15 protein-coding genes are annotated in these 21,420 nt (G+C 74.7%); 10 read left to right on the plus strand and 5 right to left on the minus strand.

All coding sequences use genetic code 11. The annotated features are described in order from the left end of the window. Positions 1-5 precede the first annotated feature (5 nt). Both MFF56_RS28915 and MFF56_RS28920 read right to left on the minus strand, forming a co-directional pair. On the minus strand, positions 6-641 hold the full coding sequence (locus tag MFF56_RS28915; protein WP_066926299.1) for an alpha/beta hydrolase: 636 nt from the start codon (positions 639-641) through the stop codon (positions 6-8). 27 nt (positions 642-668) lie between these two features. Then, the gene (locus MFF56_RS28920) at positions 669-1,610 is read right to left on the minus strand and encodes a ring-cleaving dioxygenase (protein WP_066926327.1); all 942 of its coding nucleotides are present in this window, start codon (positions 1,608-1,610) and stop codon (positions 669-671) included. 135 nt (positions 1,611-1,745) lie between these two features. Between MFF56_RS28920 and MFF56_RS28925 the strand changes: the two genes are divergently transcribed. Then, positions 1,746-2,657, plus strand: a complete 912-nt coding sequence (locus MFF56_RS28925) for a LysR family transcriptional regulator (protein WP_066926296.1) — start codon at positions 1,746-1,748, stop codon at positions 2,655-2,657. Between the two features lie 85 nt (positions 2,658-2,742). Here MFF56_RS28925 and MFF56_RS28930 read toward each other — a convergent pair whose 3' ends face one another. Then, positions 2,743-5,412: an ABC transporter ATP-binding protein gene (locus tag MFF56_RS28930; RefSeq protein WP_238231918.1), complete on the minus strand. Its 2,670-nt coding sequence runs from the start codon at positions 5,410-5,412 to the stop codon at positions 2,743-2,745. Between the two features lie 171 nt (positions 5,413-5,583). Between MFF56_RS28930 and MFF56_RS28935 the strand changes: the two genes are divergently transcribed. The 9 genes from MFF56_RS28935 (at position 5,584) to MFF56_RS28975 (ending at position 18,683) form a co-directional block, all read left to right on the plus strand. Beyond that, positions 5,584-6,768, plus strand: coding sequence for a glycosyltransferase family protein (locus MFF56_RS28935; protein ID WP_238231920.1), 1,185 nt, complete (start codon positions 5,584-5,586; stop codon positions 6,766-6,768). After that, complete coding sequence (locus MFF56_RS28940; RefSeq protein ID WP_238231922.1) at positions 6,765-8,099, plus strand: glycosyltransferase; 1,335 nt, start codon at positions 6,765-6,767, stop codon at positions 8,097-8,099. The genes MFF56_RS28935 and MFF56_RS28940 overlap by 4 nt, the downstream gene beginning before the upstream one ends. Beyond that, positions 8,087-10,054, plus strand: coding sequence for a glycosyltransferase (locus MFF56_RS28945; RefSeq protein WP_066925943.1), 1,968 nt, complete (start codon positions 8,087-8,089; stop codon positions 10,052-10,054). The genes MFF56_RS28940 and MFF56_RS28945 overlap by 13 nt, the downstream gene beginning before the upstream one ends. Further along, a complete protein-coding gene (locus MFF56_RS28950; protein WP_066925946.1) occupies positions 10,051-11,883 on the plus strand; it encodes an ABC transporter ATP-binding protein in 1,833 nt (610 codons plus the stop codon). The genes MFF56_RS28945 and MFF56_RS28950 overlap by 4 nt, the downstream gene beginning before the upstream one ends. Next, positions 11,883-12,752 carry a hypothetical protein gene (locus MFF56_RS28955; RefSeq protein ID WP_238231924.1) on the plus strand — a complete coding sequence of 290 codons (870 nt, stop codon included), beginning with the start codon at positions 11,883-11,885 and terminating at the stop codon, positions 12,750-12,752. Before MFF56_RS28950 ends, MFF56_RS28955 begins: the two co-directional genes overlap by 1 nt. A 326-nt stretch (positions 12,753-13,078) precedes the next feature. After that, positions 13,079-14,947, plus strand: coding sequence for an ABC transporter substrate-binding protein (locus MFF56_RS28960; protein ID WP_082773378.1), 1,869 nt, complete (start codon positions 13,079-13,081; stop codon positions 14,945-14,947). A 229-nt stretch (positions 14,948-15,176) separates the two neighbouring features. Then, complete coding sequence (locus MFF56_RS28965; RefSeq protein WP_373324227.1) at positions 15,177-16,208, plus strand: ABC transporter permease; 1,032 nt, start codon at positions 15,177-15,179, stop codon at positions 16,206-16,208. Continuing rightward, entirely contained in the window at positions 16,208-17,338 is a 1,131-nt protein-coding gene (locus MFF56_RS28970; protein ID WP_238231926.1) for an ABC transporter permease, read from the plus strand. The genes MFF56_RS28965 and MFF56_RS28970 overlap by 1 nt, the downstream gene beginning before the upstream one ends. Positions 17,339-17,348: 10 nt before the next feature. Next, positions 17,349-18,683, plus strand: coding sequence for a nucleotide sugar dehydrogenase (locus MFF56_RS28975; protein ID WP_066922742.1), 1,335 nt, complete (start codon positions 17,349-17,351; stop codon positions 18,681-18,683). A 48-nt stretch (positions 18,684-18,731) separates the two neighbouring features. Here MFF56_RS28975 and MFF56_RS28980 read toward each other — a convergent pair whose 3' ends face one another. Both MFF56_RS28980 and MFF56_RS28985 read right to left on the minus strand, forming a co-directional pair. Next, positions 18,732-19,997 carry a lytic murein transglycosylase gene (locus tag MFF56_RS28980; protein ID WP_066922740.1) on the minus strand — a complete coding sequence of 422 codons (1,266 nt, stop codon included), beginning with the start codon at positions 19,995-19,997 and terminating at the stop codon, positions 18,732-18,734. A gap of 22 nt (positions 19,998-20,019) precedes the next feature. Further along, entirely contained in the window at positions 20,020-21,354 is a 1,335-nt protein-coding gene (locus MFF56_RS28985; RefSeq protein WP_066922738.1) for a pentapeptide repeat-containing protein, read from the minus strand. Positions 21,355-21,420: the final 66 nt, after the last annotated feature.

Here is a 21,420-nt window from a genome sequence, read left to right on the forward strand (position 1 = left end):
CGGTCCTACGCCGCCGCCGGGATGGCGGCCCGCCCCAGCCAGGCCTGCGCCTCGGCGACGTCCGCCTGGGACAGGCCGTGCCCGGCGGGAAGGCGGCGGTGCTCGACCGCGGCGCCGGCCCGGGCGAGCCGGTCGGCGAGCGCGGCCGCGCTCGCCTCCGGTACAATCGGATCGAGGGCACCGGACAGCATCAGCACCGGCCGGCCCGCGAGGTCGGCCCCGGCTTCGGCCTCCCCGAAGGGCAGCATCGGCCGCAGGAGCACCGCGCCCGCGAAAGTCTCGGGGCGCAGCAGCAGCGTGGCGGCGGCGATGTTGGCCCCGTTCGAGAAGCCGAGCGCGACCGGCGCGCCGATCCCGTAGGCCGTCCGCGCGGCGGCCACGAAGTCGGCCAGCTCGTGGGCGCGGCGGCGCAGGTCCGCCTCGTCGAAGACGCCCTCGGCGAGGCGCCGGAAGAAGCGCGGCATGCCGTTCTCCAGCACGGCCCCGCGCGGCGAGAGGAGGGGGGCGCCGGGCGCCACCATCCGGCCGAGCGGCAGCAGGTCGCCCTCGTCGCCGCCGGTGCCGTGCAGGAGGAGGAGCGGAGCGCGGTCCGGCGCGCCCGGCTCGAAGCGGTGGATCAGGCCGAGATCTCTCGTGGTCATGGCGACCTCCTTGGTCTGGCGTTGCGATCAGGCGACCGCGGGCAGCACCGCCTCGATGGAGGCGCGGTGCGGTTCGAGGTGCGGCGGCAGCTTCAGGGCCTGCCCCAGGCTCTCGGCCGGCTCGTCGACCGCGAAGCCCGGCGCGTCGGTGGCGATCTCGAACAGCACGCCGCCGGGCTCGCGGAAGTAGACCGAGCGGAAGTAGTTGCGGTCGCGCTGCTCGGTGACGCTAAGCCCGTGCTCCGACGCGAGCCGCTCGGCCATCGCGGCCTGCTCGGCGTCGTCGGCCGCCCGGAAGGCGACGTGGTGGACCGAGCCGGCCCCCGCCCGTCCGGGCAGGAACTGGCCGACCGCCCGGAGCGTCACGGCACCGCCGATCTTCGGGCCGCCGTCCTTGGCCCCGCTCTCCAGCCGGATCGCCGAGCCCTCGCGGCCGGTCTCGCGGAAGCCGAACACACCTTCGAGGATCGCGGCGGTCGGGCCGGCCTCGGCGAGCAGCAGCGTGACGCCGTGGAAGCCCCGGATCGCGTGCTCGGCCGGGATCCCGTCCGCGAAGGCGGGCTCGTCCTCGGCGCCCGCGACGCCCACGAGGGCCAGCATCATCCCGTCCGGATCGCGGAAGCGCAGCGTCGACTCGCCGAAGACCTGCACCAGCGCCTCGTGGCGCACGCCCTCGGCGACGAGCCGGTGCGTCCACCAGCCGAGCGAGGCGCGCGGCACCCGGAAGGCGGTCTCCTGCGTCTCGCCGATCCCGACCCGGCCCGGGCCTGCATGGGCGATGGGGAAGAAGGTCAGGATCGTGCCCGGCGTACCGGATCCGTCGCCGTAATAGAGGTGGTAGGTGCCCGGATCGTCGAAGTTCACGGTCTTCTTCACGAGCCGCAGGCCGAGGACGCGGGTGTAGAAGTCCACGTTGCGCGCGGCCGGGCCGCTGAGCGCCGTGACATGGTGGATGCCGTTCTCGGACATGATCGTCTCCATTCCGGGCGCGTCGCGCCGTTCTCGCCTGGGCGCGTCGCGCCGTTCTCGATGGGGACAATCTGAGGCTTGCCGGCCCGCCTATAAATGGAAACACTGGAAAACCATCGTTTCCGGATCCAGCCGATGCGCCTTCCCGATTTCGAGGCCTGGGCCGTCTTCGCCAGGGTGGCGGAGGCGGGCTCGCTGAGCCGCGCCGCCGAGGATCTCGGCCTGTCGAAGGCCACGGTCTCGAAGGCGGTGAGCCGGCTGGAGGCGCGGATCGGCGCGCGCCTGTTCAACCGCACCTCGCGCCGGCTGGCGCTCACCGAGGCGGGCCGGGCGGCCCGGGAGGACGCCGCGCGGATCCTCGCGGCCGGCGAGACGGCGGAGGCGCGGGCGATCGCGGGGGCGGCGGTGCCGCAGGGGCTGGTGCGGCTCGCCGCGCCGATGTCCTTCGGGGTGCTGCACGTGGCGCCCCGGTTGCCGGACTTCCTGGCCGAGCACCCGCAGGTCTGCGTCGATCTCCACCTCTCCGACCAGCAGGTCGATCTGGTCGGCGGGGGCTTCGACATCGGCCTGCGCATCGCGGCGCTGCCCGATTCCTCGCTGCGTGCCCGTCGGCTCTGCCCGGTCCACCGCTCGCTCGTGGCGGCGCCGGCCTATCTCGAGAGCCGCGGCCGGCCGGAGCATCCGGACGACCTCGTCCGGCACGCCTGCCTCGGCTACGCCTACCTGCCGAGCCCGGACCGCTGGCGCTTCCGCGATGCGGCCGGCGCGGAGGTGAGCGTGGTGCCCGCCGGCCAGCTGCGCGCGAACAACGCCGACGCGCTGACCCCCGCGCTCCGGGCCGGTCTCGGCCTCGCGGTCCAGCCGGACTTCATGATCTGGGAGGATCTGCGCAGCGGACGCCTCGAGCGGGTCCTGCCCGGCTGGGCTCCGCCCCCGATCGCGCTCCACCTCGTCACCCCGCCGGGCGATCCGCGCCCGGCTCGCGTCACGGCGCTGATGGGCTTCCTGCAGCGGGTGCTCGCCGCGGCGCCCTGGGCGCGGGAGTGAGGCGGGATCCGGGCAAACGATTGGGTAGCCGATGCATCCCCTCTCCCCGCAAGCGGGGCGAGGGGATGCGCGGTAGCCGAGCCGCTCATCCGGAAGCGACCGCAGGCTCCATCGTCCGCGTCTCCCCGGCGCGGGCGACGGTGACCTGCTCGGGCAGGCACGCCGCCTCGCCCGGGCCCGCGACCGCGATGAGGCTCGTCTCCGCCATATCCGGGTCGAGCGCGGCGACGAGTCGCCCCAGCCCGCCCTCGAGGGCTGCCGCAGTACCGTCCACCAGCAGGATGTCGGGCCGGCGCAGCAGGGCGCGCACGAGATCGACCGCGGCCTGCTGCCGGGCGGAGAGGTGGCGGCCGCGGTTGCCGACCTCGAATTCGAGTCCGCGGCGGCGGATGCCCGCCTCTAGGTCGAAGGCCCGCACGGCGGCGCGTACCTGGCTCTGGATCTCGACCTCGCCGTGCATGCGCGCCACGTCGATGCGGCCGAACAGCAGGTTGTCCAGGACGGAGGCGAGCGGGTTGATCCGGGCCGGGTCGTAGGGCTCGATCCCATGGCCGTCGGGACCCTGCAGGGCCTGCTGCACGAAGAAGCGGGCGCCGACGATGCGGCTCCGCATCGCCGGCGTGAGCAGGCCGAGGCGCTGGCGCGGCTCGATATAGGGCAGGGTGAGCGCCAGGAAGGTCTCGTTGTCGGGTTGCGACAGGCGCCCGTCGCCGCGGATGCCGGCGAGCCGCTGGGTGAGGTCGGGCAGTTCGTCCGGATCGATCAGCGAGAAGCGCCGGAACAGGGGGTGGCCGGGCGGCAGATCGCGGAAGATCTCGATCAGGCCGCGGGCGAGGCGCACGCCCATCGCCGCGAGGTCGTCGAGGAGCCCGGCGCGGGCCAGCGCCGCGCGGAAGCGCGGGTCGGTGGCGAGCGCCGGGCCCTTCAGGCGGGGATCGCGCGGCACGCCGAACAGCAGGTTCTCGGCGACCGTCGCCTGGGGGTTGTAGCTGCCCTGCGCGAACGGGATCACCAGCCCGGCCATGCCGGCCTCCGCGAAGTGCCGACGCAGGTAGTCGCGTGCCTGGATCATGCGCATGCCCGCCGGGGTGTCATGGGTGACGGAACTCAGCGCCTGCAGACCGAAGCGGTAGAGGTCGTCCTCCATGCCGAGCCGCCCGAGCAGGTCGAGCATGCGGGCGTCGAGGGCGTCGGCATCGGGCAGGCCGAGCGCCGTGCAGTCGATCCAGGGATCGTCCGCCGTCTCGACCGGATTGCCGGTGCGCAGGGCCTCGGCCAGGTAGCGGTCCCGGCGGCCCAGCTGGCGCTGGAGGGCGCCTGCCTTCGCCCGCCAGCGCAGGCCGTAGAGCAGGTTGTCCCGCAGCGAGCCCGGGAACAGCACCGGCACCGGGCCGCAATAGGCGATGCGCCGCGCGCGCGCCTCGGCCGGCAGGGCCATCAGATCCTGGCTGCCCGCCCGCAGCGCGCCGGCCTGCGGCGGCACGAGGCCGGCGATCGCCTGGGCGAGCTGGCGCGCGAGGCCGCTCCCGGGCGAGACCAGCGCGGCCCGCGCCGGCAGGTCCAGGCTGAGATCCGCGATCTCGATGCCGCGGCCCCCCTGCGGGTCGCGCAGGGACAGCCCCTCGGTGGTGAGCGGCCCCACGAGATGGGGCGGCTCCGCCTCCAGCGACGGCTCGGCCGGGCGCAGGCGGTGGGGCGCGAAATGGGCCGCCACGGTCTCGTACTTCACCTCGACGTCGAGGCGCTGCTGGTCCCAGTCGATCAACTCCTTCAAGGGCGGCGGCAGGTCCCGGTAGGCGGCGAGCACCGCGACCAGCTGCCCGATGTCGAGCTGGCCCTTGAGCGCGAACAGGCCGCCGATCGCGTAGAACAGGAACGGCGTGACCTGGGCCAGCAGGTTGTTCAGGTACTTGACCGCGAATTTCCGCCGGTAGATCCGCAGGCGCAGGTCGTAGAGGCCGTGGAGCCGCCCCCCGATCTCGGCCCGCTCCCAGCGCCCCGCGGCATTGGCGGTGACGGTCTCCAGCCCCTCCAGCACCTCGCCGACCCGGCCCGCGAAGGTGCGCGAGGCGAGCTGGCGGCGCCGGCTCAGCCGGATGATCTCGCGCCTGAGCCGCGGGATCACCACCATCTGCACGCCCACCATGCCGCCCGCGACGAGGCCGAGCCAGACGTTCTGCATCAGGATGAAGGCGAGCGCGGTCGCGGCCTGCGTTCCCAGGAAGACCGGCACCACGATCGCGTCGCCGATGAAGCTGCCGATCGGCTCGACCTCGTCGCGGATGATGGTGGCGGTCTCGGAGGCCTTCACCTCCCCTTGCGTCTCCGGGGTGAAGCGCAGCATCAGCGAGAAGAGCTGGAAGCGCAGGCGCCGCAGCATGCGCTCGCCGAGCACCCCCTTCTGCAGGTTGATCCAGAACTTGAACGCGCCGTTGATCAGCACGAGGGCGAGGAACAGGCCGGACAGGCCGAGGAGCAGCTCGGTCCGCCCGACCTCGAAGCCGGAGAAGATCCGGCTCTCGCCCCCGCCGAGCCAGCCCGGCCAGTGCACGGTGAGGCCGAGGAAGGGGGCGGTCGCGTTGCCCCGCTCGAAGGCCTTGCCGGTGATGGCGTCGTTGACGATGCGCCGGGGCAGATCGAGCGAGGCGAAGTAGAACGGCAGAGAGGCGAGGACCACGATGCAGATCGCGAGCTGGTCGCGCCGCGAGTAGCGCCAGATGTACCCGAACAGCTTCGGCTCCAACGCGCGCATCATCACCTGTCCGAACCGTGCCTCACCTCGCGCGGCACGCATGCCCCGCCGCGGACGCATTTGGCACGACGGCACAGGGTGTGCGAACAGGCTCTCGCGCTCCGGCTGGGGAGACACCCGTTGATCGCGTCGCGTCCATCTCCGGCAGGGTTCGGCCCGGAGCCTCCGTGCCGGGTGCTGATCTACAGCCACGACACCTTCGGGCTCGGGCATCTGCGCCGCGCGCGCACCCTCGCCGAGGCGATCGTGCGGGGCGCGCGGGCGCAGGTCGCGATCGTCTCGGGCTCGCCGGTGCTCGACCGCTTCGCGCCGACGCCGGGCGTCACGGCCGTGGCGGTGCCCGCGGTGACGAAGCGCCCGGACGGGGCCTATGCGAGCCGCGACCCGGCGATCCCGCTCGACGAGACGGTCGCGGCCCGCCGGGAGATCATCCTGCGCACCTTCGAGGCGTTCCGGCCGCACCTCGTCGTGGTGGACAAGGAGCCGGCGGGCTTCCACGGCGAGATGCTGCCGGTGCTGGAGCGCGCGCCCGCGCGCGGCTGCCGCCCGGTGCTGGGCCTGCGCGACGTGCTCGACGACCCCGCGCGGCTGGCCGCCGAGTGGGCCCGCAAGGGCGCGGGCGCGGTGCTGGAGCGCCACTACGACGAGGTCTGGGTCTACGGCGTGCCGCGCCTGCACCGGCCGCTGGCGGGGCTCGGCCTCGGGACGGACGTCGAGCGCCGCCTGATCTACACGGGCTATCTGCGCCGCGCCCTGCCGCGGCCGGATCCCGCCCGGCGCGAGCCCGGGCTCGCGGGCGCTCCCTTCCTGCTCGTCACGCCGGGCGGGGGCGGCGACGGCGCGGCGCTGATCGACTGGGTGATCGCCGCCTACGAGGCCGATCCCGGCATCCCGCTGCCGGCGCTCGTCGCCTTCGGCCCGTTCCTGGACGCGGCCGCGCGAAGGGATTTCCTGGCGCGGATCGAGCGCCTGCCGGGACGGCTCGCGGCGATCACCTTCGACGCGCAGATCGAGCTGCTGATCGGCCGGGCCGCGGGTGTGGTGGCGATGGGCGGCTACAACACCTTCTGCGAGATCCTCTCCTTCGACCGGCCGGCGCTCCTGGTGCCGCGCACCGAGCCCCGGCGCGAGCAGGAGATCCGGGCGCGCTCGGCCGAGGCGCTCGGGCTGGTGCGCGTGCTCTCGGAGGCCGGGGGGCGCGCGCCGGGGCGCATGGCCGCGGCGCTCCGCGCCTTGCCGGACCAGCCCGCCCCCTCGCGGGTCGTGCTGCCGGGCCTGCTCGACGGGCTGGGCGTCGTCGCCGACCGGGTGCGGGCGCTCACCGCCGGCCGGCCGCTGTCCGTCGCGGAGGCCCTGTGAGCGCGCCCCGCATCGCCGTGGTGGTGAAGGGCTACCCGCGCCTGTCGGAGACCTTCGTCGCGCAGGAATTGCTGGCGCTGGAGGCGCGCGGCCTGCCGCTCGCGATCTGGTCGCTGCGCCGCCCGACCGAGCGGGACCGCCACCCGATGCACGCGCGCATCGCCGCGCCGGTCGCCTACCTGCCGGAGTACCTGCACGAGGCGCCGCTGCGGGTGCTCGCCGGCCTCGGCCAAGCGCTCCGCCGGCCGCGCCTTCCCCGCCTGCTCGGCCTGTTCCTGCGCGATCTCGCGCGCGACCCCAGCGCCTCGCGCCTGCGCCGGCTCGGGCAGGCCCTGGTGCTGGCCCGCGAGCTGCCGGGGAGCGTGGCGCATATCCACGTCCACTTCCTGCACACGCCGGCCAGCGTCGCCCGCTACGCCGCCCTGCTGACCGGACGGGGCTGGAGCTTCTCGGCCCACGCCAAGGACATCTGGACCACGCCGGACTGGGAGCTGCGGGAGAAGCTCGCCGACGCGGCCTGGGGCGTCACCTGCACGCGGGACGGGCTGCGGCGGCTGGAAGCGTTGGCGCAACCGCCCCGCGCTCTGCCTTCCGTCCCCCCGGAGGGGGGAGGGCCCCCCCCGCGCCTCGCGCTCGCCTATCACGGCCTCGACCTCGCGCGCTTTCCCGCCCCGCCGCCCCCGCGCCCGCCGCGCGACGGCACCGACCCGGCCGACCCGCTGCGCCTCCTCTGCGTCGGCCGCATGGTCGCCAAGAAGGGGCACGACGACCTGCTCGACGCCCTCGCCACCCTGCCGGCCGGTCTGCACTGGCGCCTCGCGCTGATCGGCGGCGGCGAGATCCGGGCCGCGACCGAGGCGCGGGCGGCCGCGCTCGGTCTCGCCGACCGGGTCGCGTTCCGGGGCGCGCTGGCCCAGCCCGCCGTGATCGCCGCGATGCGCGAGGCCGACCTCTTCGTGCTCCCGACCAAGCCCGCCCCCGGCGGCGACCGGGACGGGCTGCCGAACGTGCTGATGGAGGCGGCGAGCCAGGACCTGCCGATCCTCGCGACCGCGTTTGCCGGCACGCCGGAATTCATCGCGTCCGGCACGCACGGGCTCCTCGTGCCCCCCGGCGACCCGGCGGCCCTGGCCGGGGCGCTGGCGCGGCTCGCCCGCGACCCGGACCTGCGCCGCCGCCTCGCCGGGGCCGCGCGGGCGCGCCTCGTCGCCGACTTCGCCCTCGATCCGGGCATCGACCTGATCGCGGCGCGGCTCGCCGCCAGCGCCGGGCTCGAGCCCGTGCGGGAGGCCGCCGCCCGCCCCGCCGGGGCCTGCGCATGCGCGTCCTGATCGCCGTCACGCACCTGCTCGGCGCCGGCCATCTCACCCGGGCGGCGGCGCTGGCCCGCGCCTTCGCGGCGGCCGGGCACGACGTCGTCCTGGCGAGCGGCGGCATGCCCGCCCCGCTGGTGCGGCTCGATCGCGTGCGCCTCGTCCAGCTGCCGCCGCTGCGCGTGCGCGGCACGGCCTTCTCGGAGCTGCGCGCCGCCGACGGAGGGCCGGCCGGCGCCGCGCTCCTCGACCGGCGCCGGTCGATGCTCCTGGCGGCGCTGGAGGAGGCCGCGCCCGACGTCCTGATCACCGAGCTGTTCCCCTTCGGCCGGCGGGCGCTGGCGGGCGAGTTCCTGGCGCTGGTCGAGGCCGCCCGCGCCGGGGCCCCGCGCCCGCTCGTCCTCGCCTCGATCCGCGACATCCTGGTCGCGCCGGAGAAGCCCGGGCGGGTCGCCGAGGCGCACGCGCGGGTGGCCGCCCTCTACGACGGGGTCTTGGTGCACGCCGACCCGGGGCTCGCGCCCCTCGACGCCTCCTGGCCGGTCGATGCCGGGCTGGCAGTCCGGCTGCACTACACCGGCTACGTCGACGAGGGCGGGGCCGTCCCCACAGCGTCCGACCGCGCCGGCATCCTGGTCTCGGCCGGGTCGAGCGCGGCGGGGCTCGGGATGCTCGCCGCCGCCGCCGAGGCGGCCCGCCGGAGGCCGGATCTCGGCTGGCGGATCCTGGCCGGCCACGGCGTGCCGGAGGCGGATCTCTCCGCGCTCGCGGCCGGGCTGCCCCCCGGCACGGTGGAGCGGGCGCGGCCGGATTACCGGGCGCTGCTGGCCCGTGCGGCGCTGGCGGTGAGCCAGTGCGGCTACAACACCGCGGTCGATCTCCTCGCCACGGGGACGCCCGCCCTGCTCGTCCCCTTCGAGGCCGGCCGCGAGACCGAGCAGCGCCTGCGCGCCGAGCGGTTCGCGGAGCGCGGGCTGGCGCGGGTGGTGCCCGAGGCCGGGCTCGACGCCGACGCGCTGCTGCGGGCTGTCGCGGAGGCACCCCGCGCCCCGCTGCCGCCGCACGGGCTCGCGCTCGACGGGGCGGGGCGGACGGTGGCGCTGGTGGAGGCGATGGTGCGGAACGGGGTGGGAGCGACGCTCCCCCCGGTCCTTCCTCCTCCCTCTGCGGGGGGAGGGGGATCTGCGCTCGACCGCCTGCGCGCCGCCCTCGACCGTCACGCCGAGACCCGTCCGCCCACCCCCGTCTGGTGGCGGGACGACGACGCGGTCGCGGCCACGCCCGCCCTCGACCGGCTGCTCGCCCTGAGCGACGCCTGCGCCGCCCCGATCCTCCTGGCGGCGATCCCGGCCGGCATCGCGCCCTCGCTCGGGCGGCGCCTCGACGGCGCGCCGGGCGCGCGCCTCGCCGTGCACGGCCTCGCCCACGCGAACCACGCGCCCGCGGGCGAGAAGCCCGCCGAGTTCGGCCCGCACCGCCCGCTCGCCGCGCTGGCCTCCGACGCCCGGGAGGGCCTGCGCCGCGCCCGGGAGAGCCTGCCGGAGGACGCCCTGCTGCCGGTCTTCGTGCCGCCCTGGAACCGGCTCGCGCCCGATCTCGCCGCGGCCTTGCCGGATCTCGGCTATGCCGGCCTCTCGGCCGCCGTGCCGCGCCGGGCCCCGCTGCCGACCGCGGGCCTGGTGCGCGCCGACATCCACATCGACCCGATCGACTGGCGCGGCACCCGCTCGCTCGCCGATCCCGCGCGCCTGGTGGAAGACCTCGTGGCGCGGCTGGCGGCCGGCGATCCGGTCGGCATCCTCACCCACCACCTCGCCCACGACGACCGGCTCTGGGCCGTCCTCGAAGCCCTGCTGCCGCTGCTCCTCGGCCATCCGGCCGTGACGGTTCTGGATCCGCGACACCTGTTCGCGCGCCCGCCCGTGGACGCGGGCGCCGCGCCGTGGTCTCGTCCCGGGGCGAGGCCATCGTGACGCCGCTTCTCTCGATCCGCGACCTCAAGGTCGCCTTCCGCACCGAGTCCGGGCCGTTCGAGGCGCTGCACGGCCTCTCCCTCGACGTGATGCGCGGGCGCACGCTCGCCCTCGTCGGGGAGTCGGGCTCCGGCAAGTCGGTGACCGCGCAGGCGATCCTGCGGATCCTGCCCCGCGCCGCCGCGATCACGGGCGGGCGGATCCTGTTCGAGGGGCAGGACCTCGCGGCCCTCCCGCCCGACGGGGCGGCGATGCGCGCGGTGCGGGGCGACCGCATCGCCATGATCTTCCAGGAGCCGATGACCTGCCTGTCGCCGCTCCACACGGTCGGCGACCAGATCGGCGAAGCCCTGCGCGTCCATACCGGCGCCTCCGCCCGGGAGGCGGCCGCGCGCACCCGGGAGGCGCTGGCCCATGTCGGCTTCCCCGACCCCGAGCGGGGCCTGCGGACCTACCCGTTCGAGCTGTCGGGCGGCCTGCGCCAGCGCGCGATGATCGCGATGGCGATCATCCTGAAGCCCGCGCTCCTCATCGCCGACGAGCCGACCACCGCGCTCGACGTCACCACCCAGGCCCAGATCCTGGCGCTGCTCGCCCGCCTCCAGGCGGAGGACGGCATGGGCATCCTGCTGATCACCCACGATCTCGGCGTGGTGGCCAACATGGCCCACGACGTGGCGGTGCTGTACCGCGGGCGCCTGGTCGAATCCGGTCCGCGCGAGGCGGTGATGCGCGCGCCCGGCCACGCCTACCTGCGGGCGCTCCTCGACGCGGTGCCGCGCTTCGACATGGCCCCGGGCGAGCGCCTGACCCCGATCCGCCCGGCCCGCGCGGCGATTCCCCCGGCCCGTCCGCCCGCGCGCGCCGCCGGCCCGATCCTGCGGGTCGAGGGCGTCTCGAAGACCTTCGCGCTGCGGGCCGGCCGGATCTGGGACAAGCCCCGGCTGGTGCGGGCCGTCTCGGACGTGTCGCTCTGCCTGGAGCCGGGCCGGACGCTCGGGCTCGTGGGCGAATCCGGCTCCGGCAAGACCACCGTCTCGAAGATGATCATGCGGGCGCTGAAGCCCGATGCCGGCCGCGTCCTGTTCGACGGCGGCACCGGACCCCGCGACGTGCACGCGCTCGCGGGGGCGGACCTGTTCGCCTACCGGCGGCAGGTGCAGTTCGTGTTCCAGGATCCCTACGCCTCCCTCGATCCGCGCCTCAGCGTGCGCCAGATCCTCGCCGAGCCGATGGAGATCCACGGGGTGCCGGCGGCCCGGCGGCGCGAGCGCGCCCGCGAGCTCCTGGCGATGGTCGGGCTGGAGGCGGACGCGCTCGCCCGCTTCCCGCACGCCTTCTCGGGCGGCCAGCGCCAGCGCATCGGCATCGCCCGGGCGCTCGCCCTGGAGCCGCGGCTCCTCGTCCTCGACGAGCCGGTCTCGGCGCTCGACGTCTCCGTGCAGGCCCAGGTGCTGAACCTGCTGAAGGACCTCCAGGCGGCCCTGGGCCTGAGCTACCTCATCGTCTCCCACAACCTCGCGGTGATCGACTACATGGCCGACACGATCAGCGTGATGGCCCGCGGGCGGATCGTCGAGGAGGCGCCGCGCGCCGCCCTGTTCCGCAATCCCGCCCATCCCTACACCCGGGCGCTGCTCGCCGCGGTGCCGGATCCGAGCCTCGACCACCCGCTCGACTTCGCGGCGGTGACGGGGGAACACTCGGACCCCGTGCGCTGGCCGGCGCCCTACCATCTCGGCCCCGACGAGGCCGGCGCGATGGTGGAGATCGAGGCCGGCCACCGCGTCCGCCGCGGCGGCACCGCGCCCAGGAGGCAGGCCGCCTGATGCCGCGCCTCATGGAACGCCTGCGCCGCCGCTGGCTCGGCCCCCTGTTCGACCGGCTCGGCTACGACCTCGTCCCGGCGATCCCCGACTGGGCGCACCGCCCGGTCTCGCCGCACGAGGTCGCGCAGCTGCTCGACAACGCCGCCGCGCGGCTCGGGCAGGATCTGGCGGCCGCCGGGATCGCCTGCCGGCACGACGTGCGGGCACTCGTGGGCGAGTTCTGGGAGCTGATCCCGCGGGCGCCCGTGCGGCAGCGGCGGGGCGGCTCCGGCTTCAACGGAGCGCTCCAGCTCTTCGTGCTGATGCGGGCGCTGGAGCCCGATTGCGTGATCGAATCGGGCGTGTTCCGCGGGCTGACCACCTGGGTGATCCGGCAGGCGCGCCCCGACGCCCGCATCTTCTGCCGCGACCCCGACCTCTCGGGCCTGCAGTATCGCGACCCGGCGGCGACCTACTGCACGCAGGACTGGTCGACGGCCGACTGGTCGGCCCTCGATCCGGCCCGCACGGTGGCGTTCTTCGACGACCACGTCGCCCAGGCGCGCCGGGTGGTGGAGGCGCGGGCGCGGGGCCTCACGCGGCTGGTCTTCGACGACGACGCGGCCGGCCACCGCATCCACACCCATGGCGGGCCCGCGCACCCGACCATCGCGATGGTGCGGGCGCTGCACGAGGCCGGGGGTCGTTCCGAGCCGATCCGCTGGCAGCGCAACGGCCGCGTCTTCGAGCAGCCGGCCGACGACCCGCTGGTGCGCAAGGCGGCCCGCCTGATCGCCCGCGCCCACGCCTTCGACGACCTGCACGCGGCGACGGGGTACTCGCCCGCGCGGCTGACCTACGTGCAACTGCATCCGGAGGTGGGCGGATGAGCGGGACAGGCGCGACGCTCCCTCTCGCCTCTGCAGACGGGGCAGTTCATCCGCTCTACGGCGCGGTAAATCGGGACAGGTCGGAACCTCGACGCGCTCCCTCTCCCGTGCGGGAGAGGGTTGGGGTGAGGGATGAGAACTCTCCGGACGAAGCGCGAGGCCGCCGCGGAAACGCACCGTCCAATCCGGATGGCTCCGGGTCCCTCACCCGGCTTTCTGCGAAAGCAGACCTCTCCCGCACGGGAGAGGGGACCCGCGCCTCGTCCGTCGCCTGCCCGCTCGCACCAGGGCCACCCTCCCCCGCAGAGGGGGGAGGGAGATCCGGCGTGTCCCGCCGCGCCCTCCTCGCCGGCCTCGGCGCGCTGCTCCTCGCCCCGCGCCCCGCCCGCGCGGAAGAACCGCCCGAAGCCCCCCTCGTCATCGATCTCGCCGCCCGCGGCCGGCGCCTCGGCCAGGCCGGCGGCGCGGTCCGCACCTTGATCGCGAAGGCGCGCGACGTGCGCTACCTCTCGGTCTACGGCTATACCCGCCTCGTCGGCTACGACGCCGACCTGAACCTCCAGCCCGACGTCTTGGAGAGCGTCACCGTGGAGGGCGGCCGCTTCACCCTGCGCCTGCGCGCGGGCCACCGCTGGTCGGACGGCCATCCCTTCACGGCCGAGGATTTCCGCTATTACTGGGAGGACGTCGCCAACGACCCCGACCTCAGCCCCGGCGGCCCGCCGGACTTCCTGATCGTCGAGGGCAAGCCGCCGGCCGTCAGCTTCCCCGACGCCCGCACGGTGGTCTACGCCTGGGAGCGGCCGAACCCGCGCTTCCTGCCCGCGCTCGCGGCCCCGCGCGACCCGCTGATCTACCGGCCGGCCCACTACCTGAAGCCGTTCCACCCCCGCTACGCCGGGCGCGCGGCGGCGGACGCGGCCGCCAAGGCCGAGAAGCTGCGCGGCTGGGCGGCGCTGCACAACCGGCTCGACGACAATTTCGAGCTGAACAACCCGGACTGCCCGACGCTCCAGGGCTGGCGGCCCCGCACCCGGTCGCCCGCCACCCGCTTCGTGTTCGAGCGCAACCCGCACTACCACCGGGTGGACACGGCGGGCACACGGCTGCCCTACCTCGACACGATCCTGATGGACGTGGCCTCGACCGGCCTCCTCGTCGCCAAGACCAACGCGGGCGAGGCGGACCTGATGTTCCGCGGGCTGGCGATGAACGACATCCCGAGCCTGCGCGAGGGCGAGCGGGCGCACGGCTACCGCACCCATCTCTGGCCGGTGGCGCGCGGCTCCGAGATCGCGCTCTACCCGAACCTCACCACACTCGATCCCCTCTGGCGGCAGCTCAACCGCGACCCGCGCTACCGCCGCGCCCTCTCGCACGCGATCGACCGGCGCACCCTCAACAACACGCTGCTGTTCGGGCTGGGCACCGAGGGCAACGACACGGTGGTGTCGGAGAGCCCGCTCTACGCGCCGGAGATGCGCACCCGCAACGCCACCTACGACCCGGCCGAGGCCGCGCGCCTCCTCGACGCGATCGGGCTGACGGGGCGGGACGCCTCTGGCATCCGCCTGATGCCGGACGGGCGCGCCCTCGAGGTCGTGGTCGAGAGCGACGGCGAGGCGAGCCTGATCCTCGACGGGCTGATGCTGATCGGCGAGTTCTGGCGGGAGGTGGGCATCCGCCTCGCGGTCAAGCCCCAGGAGCGGACGAACCTGCGCCGCCGCTCCATGGCCGGGATGACCGTGATGGTGGCGGCCCAGGGCCTCGACCTCGCGGTGCCGACCGCGATCATGCCGCCGACGGGCCTGAGCCCGGCGCAAGCGGACCACTACGCCTGGCCGCGCTGGAGCCTGAACCTGGAGAGCCGGGGCGCGGGCGGCGAGCCCTGCGACGTGCCCGAGGTCGAGCGCCTGATCGCGCTCGACCGGGAGTGGCGCATGAGCACCGACCCCGCCCGGCAGGGCGCGATCTGGCGCGAGATGCTGATGAACCACGCGGAGAACCAGTGGGTGATCGGCACCGTGGCGGGGGCGCTGCAGCCGGTGGTGGCCTCGAAGCGCCTCGCCAACCTGCCGGATCGGGCGCTGTACTCGTGGGAGCCGACCGCGCTGATCGGCGTGCAGCGGCTGGACGAGGTGTTTTGGGACCGGGCGGCGGAGCGGAACGCGGCGGCCGGCGGGGGGCGGGGATGATGCGGGCGACGACCCATCCGCAGGCGTTTCCGTCCCCCACGCCGCTCTCCCTCCCCCCTCTGCGGGGGAGGGTGGCCCCTGCGTCAGCAGGGGTCGGGAGAGGGGAACCCGGTGAACGGAAGAGGCGCGGCCTTCATGCAGGGCAGAGCCCGATCCTGCACCGTCGCTCCCCTCTCCCCCCCTGCTACGCAGGGTACCCTCCCCCGCAGAGGGGGGAGGGAGGTCGCGCGTGGGTGCGCACCCCGTGACCGGCCTCGTCCTCCGCCGCCTCGTCACGATGGCGCTGACGCTGCTGCTGATCTCGGCGCTCGTCTTCTTCGTGATCAAGCTGCCGCCGGGCGACTACCTCTCGAACCGCATCGCGGAGCTGCGCGCGGGCGGCGAGGCGGCCTCGATCGCCAAGGCCGAGCTGCTGATCCGCCAGTACGGCCTCGATCGGCCGGTCTGGCAGCAATACCTGATGTGGGTCGGGCTGATGCCGGGGCCCGCCGGGTTCTCCGGCCTGCTGCAGGGCGACTGGGGCTGGTCCTTCGAGTACGACCGGCCGGTGGCCGAGGTGGTCGGCGACGCGCTCTGGCTCACGCTCGTGGTGAACCTCGCCGCCCTGGTCTTCGTCCACCTCGTCTCGATCCCGATCGCGATCTACTCGGCGACCCACCGGCACTCCCTCGGCGACGCGGTCGTGACGGTGCTGGGCTATGTGGGGCTCGCCGTGCCGGGCTTCCTGCTGGCGCTGATCCTGCTCTTCTACGCCAACCGCTGGTTCGGCCTCTCGATCGGCGGCCTCTACGACGCGGGCTTCACCGGCAAGCCCTGGGACGGGGCCAAGATCCGCTCGCTCCTCGCCCACCTCGTCGTGCCGACCCTCGTGATCGGGCTCGGCGGCACCGCCGCGATGATCCGGCGGATGCGCGCCAACCTCCTGGACGAGCTCGCCAAGCCCTACACGGTCACGGCCCGCGCCAAGGGCCTGCCGCCGATGCGCGCGCTCCTCAAGTACCCGTTCCGGATGTCGCTGAACCCGTTCGTGGCCGATATCGGCAACCTCCTGCCCCACCTCGTCTCGGGCTCGGTGCTGGTCTCGCTGGTGATGAGCCTGCCCACCGTCGGCCCGCTGCTGCTGGACGCGCTGCGCACCCAGGACCAGTTCATGGCGGGTTTCATCCTGATGTTCGTGGCGGCGCTGACCCTCGTCGGCATGCTGATCTCCGACCTCGTGCTGGTCTGGCTCGACCCCCGCATCCGGCTCGGGGGCCGCTGATGGTGGCCCACTTCGTCGATCCGGCGCCCTTCGACCCGGATGCCGGCCGCGAGGGCGACCGCGACGCCCCCTCGGCGCGGCGCCTGTTCGTGCGCAAGTTCCTGCGCCACCGGCTCGCCGTGGTCTCGGGGCTGATCCTGCTCGTCCTCTATGCCAGCGTGCCCTTCGTCGAGTGGCTCGCGCCCTACGGGCAGGCAAGGCGCAACGGCGACTTCCTCTACGCGCCGCCGCAGGGGCTGCACCTGTTCCACGAGGGCCGCTTCGTCGGGCCCTTCACCTACCCGTATCGGGCCGAGCTCGACCTCGAGACCTTCCGGCGCAACTACGTCGTGGACCGGAGCCGTCCGCAACCCGTGCGCTTCCTCTGCCGGGGCGATGGCTATCTCTGGCTCGGGCTGATCCCGGGCGAGCGCCACCTCGTCTGCCCGCCGGAGGGGGGCACGCTGTTCCTCGTCGGCACGGACCGGCTCGGGCGCGACATCCTCTCGCGCATGATCTACGGCACGCGCATCTCGCTCGTGATCGGGCTCGTGGGCGTGGCGATCTCCTTCGCGCTGGGGCTGCTGTTCGGCGGCTTAGCGGGCTATTTCGGCGGGGTGGTGGATGCCGCGATCCAGCGCCTGATCGAGCTGGTGCGCTCCCTGCCCGAACTGCCGCTCTGGCTCGCGCTCTCGGCGGCGCTGCCGCCGAACTGGAGCCCGCTCTGGGTGTTCTTCGGCATCACGATCATCCTGGGGCTGCTCGACTGGCCGGGGCTGGCGCGGGCCGTGCGCGGCAAGCTGCTGGCGCTGCGCGAGGAGGATTTCGTCGCCGCCGCCGAGCTGATGGGCGCCTCGCCGACGCGCGTGATCGCCCGGCACCTGATCCCGAACTTCATGAGCCACCTGATCGCCTCGGCGACGCTCTCGATCCCCGGCATGATCCTGGGCGAGACGGCCCTGTCCTTCCTCGGGCTCGGCCTGCGCCCCCCGGTGACGAGCTGGGGCGTGCTCCTCAACGAGGCCCAGAACCTCGCCGCCGTCCAGCTCTACCCCTGGCTGCTGGTGCCGGTCCTGCCGGTGCTCGTCACGGTGCTGGCCTTCAACTTCCTGGGCGACGGCCTGCGCGACGCCGCCGACCCCTACCATTGAGACCTTTTGCATGGACGATCTCGCGGACGCTCTGGCCCGCCGCCTCGCCGAGCGCACGGCCGTCGTCGGGGTGATCGGCCTCGGCTATGTCGGACTGCCGCTGGCGCTCGCCGCCGTGCGGGCGGGCTTCTGCGTGATCGGCCTCGACATCAACCCGGACCGGGTCGCGCGCATCAACGCGGGCGAGCCGGTGATCAGCCATCTCGACACGGACGGGATGCGCGCCGCGCTCGCCACCGGCCGCTTCCGGGCCAGCGCCGACATGGGCGAGCTCGGCCGATGCGACGCCATCCTGATCTGCGTGCCGACGCCGCTGACGCCGCAGCGCGAGCCCGACCTCTCCTACATCCGCGCCACCGCCGCCGACATCGCCCGCACGCTCCGTCCCGGTCAGCTCGTCGTGCTCGAATCGACCACTTGGCCCGGCACCACCGAGGAGGTGGTCAAGCCCATCCTCGAGGCGACGGGCCTCAGGAGCGGGCGCGAGATCTTCCTCGCCTTCTCGCCGGAGCGGGAGGACCCGGGCAACCGCACCCACACGCTGAGCACGGTGCCCAAGGTCGTGGGCGGAGACGGTTCGCGCGCGCGAGACCTCGCCGACGCGCTCTACGGCGCGATCGTGGCCCGCACCGTGCCGGTCTCCTCGACCGCGACCGCCGAGGCCGTGAAGCTCACCGAGAACATCTTCCGGGCCGTCAACATCGCGCTCGTGAACGAGCTGAAGGTCGTCTACGACGCCATGGGCATCGACGTCTGGGAGGTGATCGAGGCGGCGGCCAGCAAGCCCTTCGGCTACATGCCGTTCTGGCCGGGCCCGGGGCTCGGCGGCCACTGCATCCCGATCGACCCGTTCTATCTCACCTGGAAGGCGCGGGAGTTCGACGTCGCCACCCGCTTCATCGAGCTCGCCGGCGAGGTGAACCGGGGCATGCCGCGCTACGTGGTCGAGCGGCTGGCGCTGGCCCTCGACCGGCAGCGCGGCCGGCCGCTCGGCGGCGCCCGGATCCTGCTGATCGGTGTCGCCTACAAGCGCGACCTCGACGACATGCGCGAGAGCCCGGCGCTCAAGCTGATCGCGCTCCTGGAGGAGCGCGGCGCATCGATCGCCTACCACGATCCGCTGGTGCCCGAGATCCCGCCGAGCCGCGCCCATCCGGGGCTTGCCGGCCGCCGCTCCGTGGCGCTGACCCCGGAGGCGCTCCGGGCCTGCGACGCGGCGCTCGTCGTCACCGACCACGATGGGATCGACTACGCGCTGATCGCCGCCGAGGCGCCGCTGGTGGTCGACACCCGCAACGCGCTCGCCCGGCACGGCCTCGCGGGCGCGCACATCGTGAAGGCGTGAGGCGCCGGTTCTCCCTCCCCCGCAGAGGGGGGAGGGAGAGTGGCAGCCTCAGCGCTCCGCCCGGATCCGCTCCAGCAGGGCCGGGTCGGCGTAGCCGTCCGGCGTCAGGCCGATCGTGGCCTGCCAAGCGCGGATCGCCGCCCGCGTCCGCGGTCCGATCTTGCCGTCCGCACTCCCCGCCGCGTGGCCGCGTTCGGAGAGCCGCGTCTGCAGGTCGCGGATCTCGAAGACGGTGAGCGCGCGGTCGCCCCGCGGCCAATCGCGAGAAAAACCCGGCTCGCCGCGCAGGCGGTCGGCGAGGTGGCCGACGGTGAGCGCGTAGGCGAGCGCCGTGTTGTAGCGCAGGATCGCCCGGAAGTTCGGCCGGAGCAGGAAGGCGGGCCCCCGCGCGCCGGCCGGCAGGATCAGGACGGCCTGCGCCTCCGCATCCGCGAAGCGCTCGCCCCGGGCCGGGCGCAGGCCGAGGCCGGCCCACTCGGCGAGGCTGCGCTCGGTGGTCTCGTCGGCGAGGGCGTAATCGAACCCTGCCGGCAGCGCGACCTCCTGGCCCCAGCCCTCGCCGGGCCGCCAGCCGGACGCGCGCAGGTACTGCGCCGTCGAGGCGAGCGCGTCGGGGGCCGAGCGCCAGATGTCGCGCCGCCCGTCGCCGTCGAAATCGACCGCGTGGGCGAGATAGACGCTCGGCATGAACTGGGTATGCCCCATCGCGCCCGCCCAGGAGCCGAGGAGCGGGTCGGGCCCGTCGCCGGCCTCGGCGATTCGCAGGGCGGCGACCAGCTCGTCGCGCCAGTAGCCGGCGCGAGCGCCGTCGCCGCAGGCGAGCGTCGCGAGTGAGCGGAGCACCGGTGCCTCGCCCATCCCCCCGCCGTAGTTCGACTCGACGCCCCAGAAGGCCGCCAGGATGTGGCGATCGACGCCGTAGCGCTCCTCGAGTGCCGCGAAGGTCGGCGCGAGGTCGCGCAGGCGCGCCTGTCCGTCCGCGACCCGCGCCTCGGTGACGGCGGCGTCGATATAGGCCCAGATCGGGCGCACGAACTCGGCCTGCGCGCCCGTCGCCGCCAGGATCGCCGGATCGGGCGCGAGCCCGTCGAGCCGGGCCGCGACCCGGGCCGGATCGAGCCCCGCCGCCCGCGCCCCCGCGTCGATCCCGGCGCGGCAGGCGGCGGGCAGGCGGTCCGCCGGCTCGGTCGCGGCCGGCGGCGCCTGCTCGGCGGGCGTCTGGGCGCCGGCCGGCCAGGGGGCGAGCCCCAGGAGCGCGGCGGCGAGACCCGCGCGGGCCGTCCGTCCGCCCCGATGTCGAGTCCCATCGCGCATGCCGAGTCCTCCCGTGCCGTCCTCAGCGCCGCAGCCGGTTGCCCAGCACGAAGCCGAACAGGCCCATCAGGATGATGCCGGCCGCGCCCTGGACGCCGACCAGCAGGTTGGCGATGCGGCCCGTGGGCTTGATGCCGATCTCGGGCGGGTTCGCCGTCATCATGTTGAGGGCGCTGTAGCTCATCAGGTCGATGGGGTTGTAGGTCGCCCGGCCCTCGCCCTCCAGGATCATGCCGCCGGTCAGGCCGTAGAGCAGGCCGAAGACCAGGATCACGATCGCGAAGGCGCGGGCGATGCGCGAGAGGCTCTCGCCGTAATCGCACAGCCACTCCACGAAGCGGTCGGCCACCCAGCGGTAGCCGTGGCGGACGAGGGCGCGCGGGTCGCGCGCCGTCCAGGCGGCGCGTGCCTGGACGCCGGCCTGCATCCGGCCCATGCGGCGCCCGCGCTTGTAGGCCCAGCTCGCCGCGTCCTGGCTGCCGATGCTGCGCCAGTTCTGCTCCAGGGCGAGGTAGCTCGCCTGTGCGGCCTCGTAGGCCTGCGCCACCTCCTCGCCCACCGCGCCGCCGAGCTGCTCGACGCGCATCCGCGTGCCGGTGACGAAGGCGCCCGCGAAGCGCGCGTGGGTCAGCCGGCAGGTGGCGAGGTTGAGCCGCACGAGGCTGGTGTCGGAGAAGTCCGCTCCCGAGAGGTCGGCCCCGTCGAGCTTGACCCCGGCGAGGTTCGCGCCGCGCAGGCGCGAGCCGACGAGCCGCGCCTTGGTCAGGCTCGCGCCCTCGAAATCCGCGTGGGTGAGGTTGACGTCCGAGAGGTTCGCCTCGTCGAGGCGGGCACGGCGGAAGTTGGTGTAGTCGGCGTCCGCCCCGGTGAAGTCGGCACCCCAGAGGTCGGCACCGGAAAAGTCCGCCCCGTCGAGGAGCGCCTGGCGGAAGTTGGCGAAGCGCATGGCGGCCTCGCCGAAGCGGGCATCCTCCAGCATCGCCTCGGCGAAGCTGACTTGGCCCGCCACCGCCCCGCGAAAGCCCGCCCCGCTGAGGTCGGCGCCCGCGCAGTCGGCTTCCTCGAGATTCGCCCCGTCGAAGCGGGCCGAGCGGCCGACCACACCGCCGAGCCGGGCGCCGTGCAGGTTGGCGCCGGAGAGGTCGGCCGCCTCCAGCTTGGCATCGCCAAGATCGCGCCCGGCCAGCGCGAGGCCGCCCCAGCCGGCATCCCACCAGGGCGGGGACGCCGCCGGATCGGCGAGCGGCGCCAGCCCCGCGCGCCCGAGCGCGGCTCCGGAGAGGTCGAGACCGGAGGCGCCCGCGCCGATCTGGTCGAGGAGCGCGGCGTGGCGTCCGTCCGGTGCGGTGTCGGTCATCGGTGCAAGGAGGTCCGGAGCGGGCCCGAGAGTCGAGGGGCCCGGCCTCCTTGCCGGGCCGCAGCG

Source organism: Methylobacterium hispanicum (assembly GCF_022179285.1).
GTDB classification, from domain to species: Bacteria; Pseudomonadota; Alphaproteobacteria; order Rhizobiales; family Beijerinckiaceae; genus Methylobacterium; species Methylobacterium hispanicum.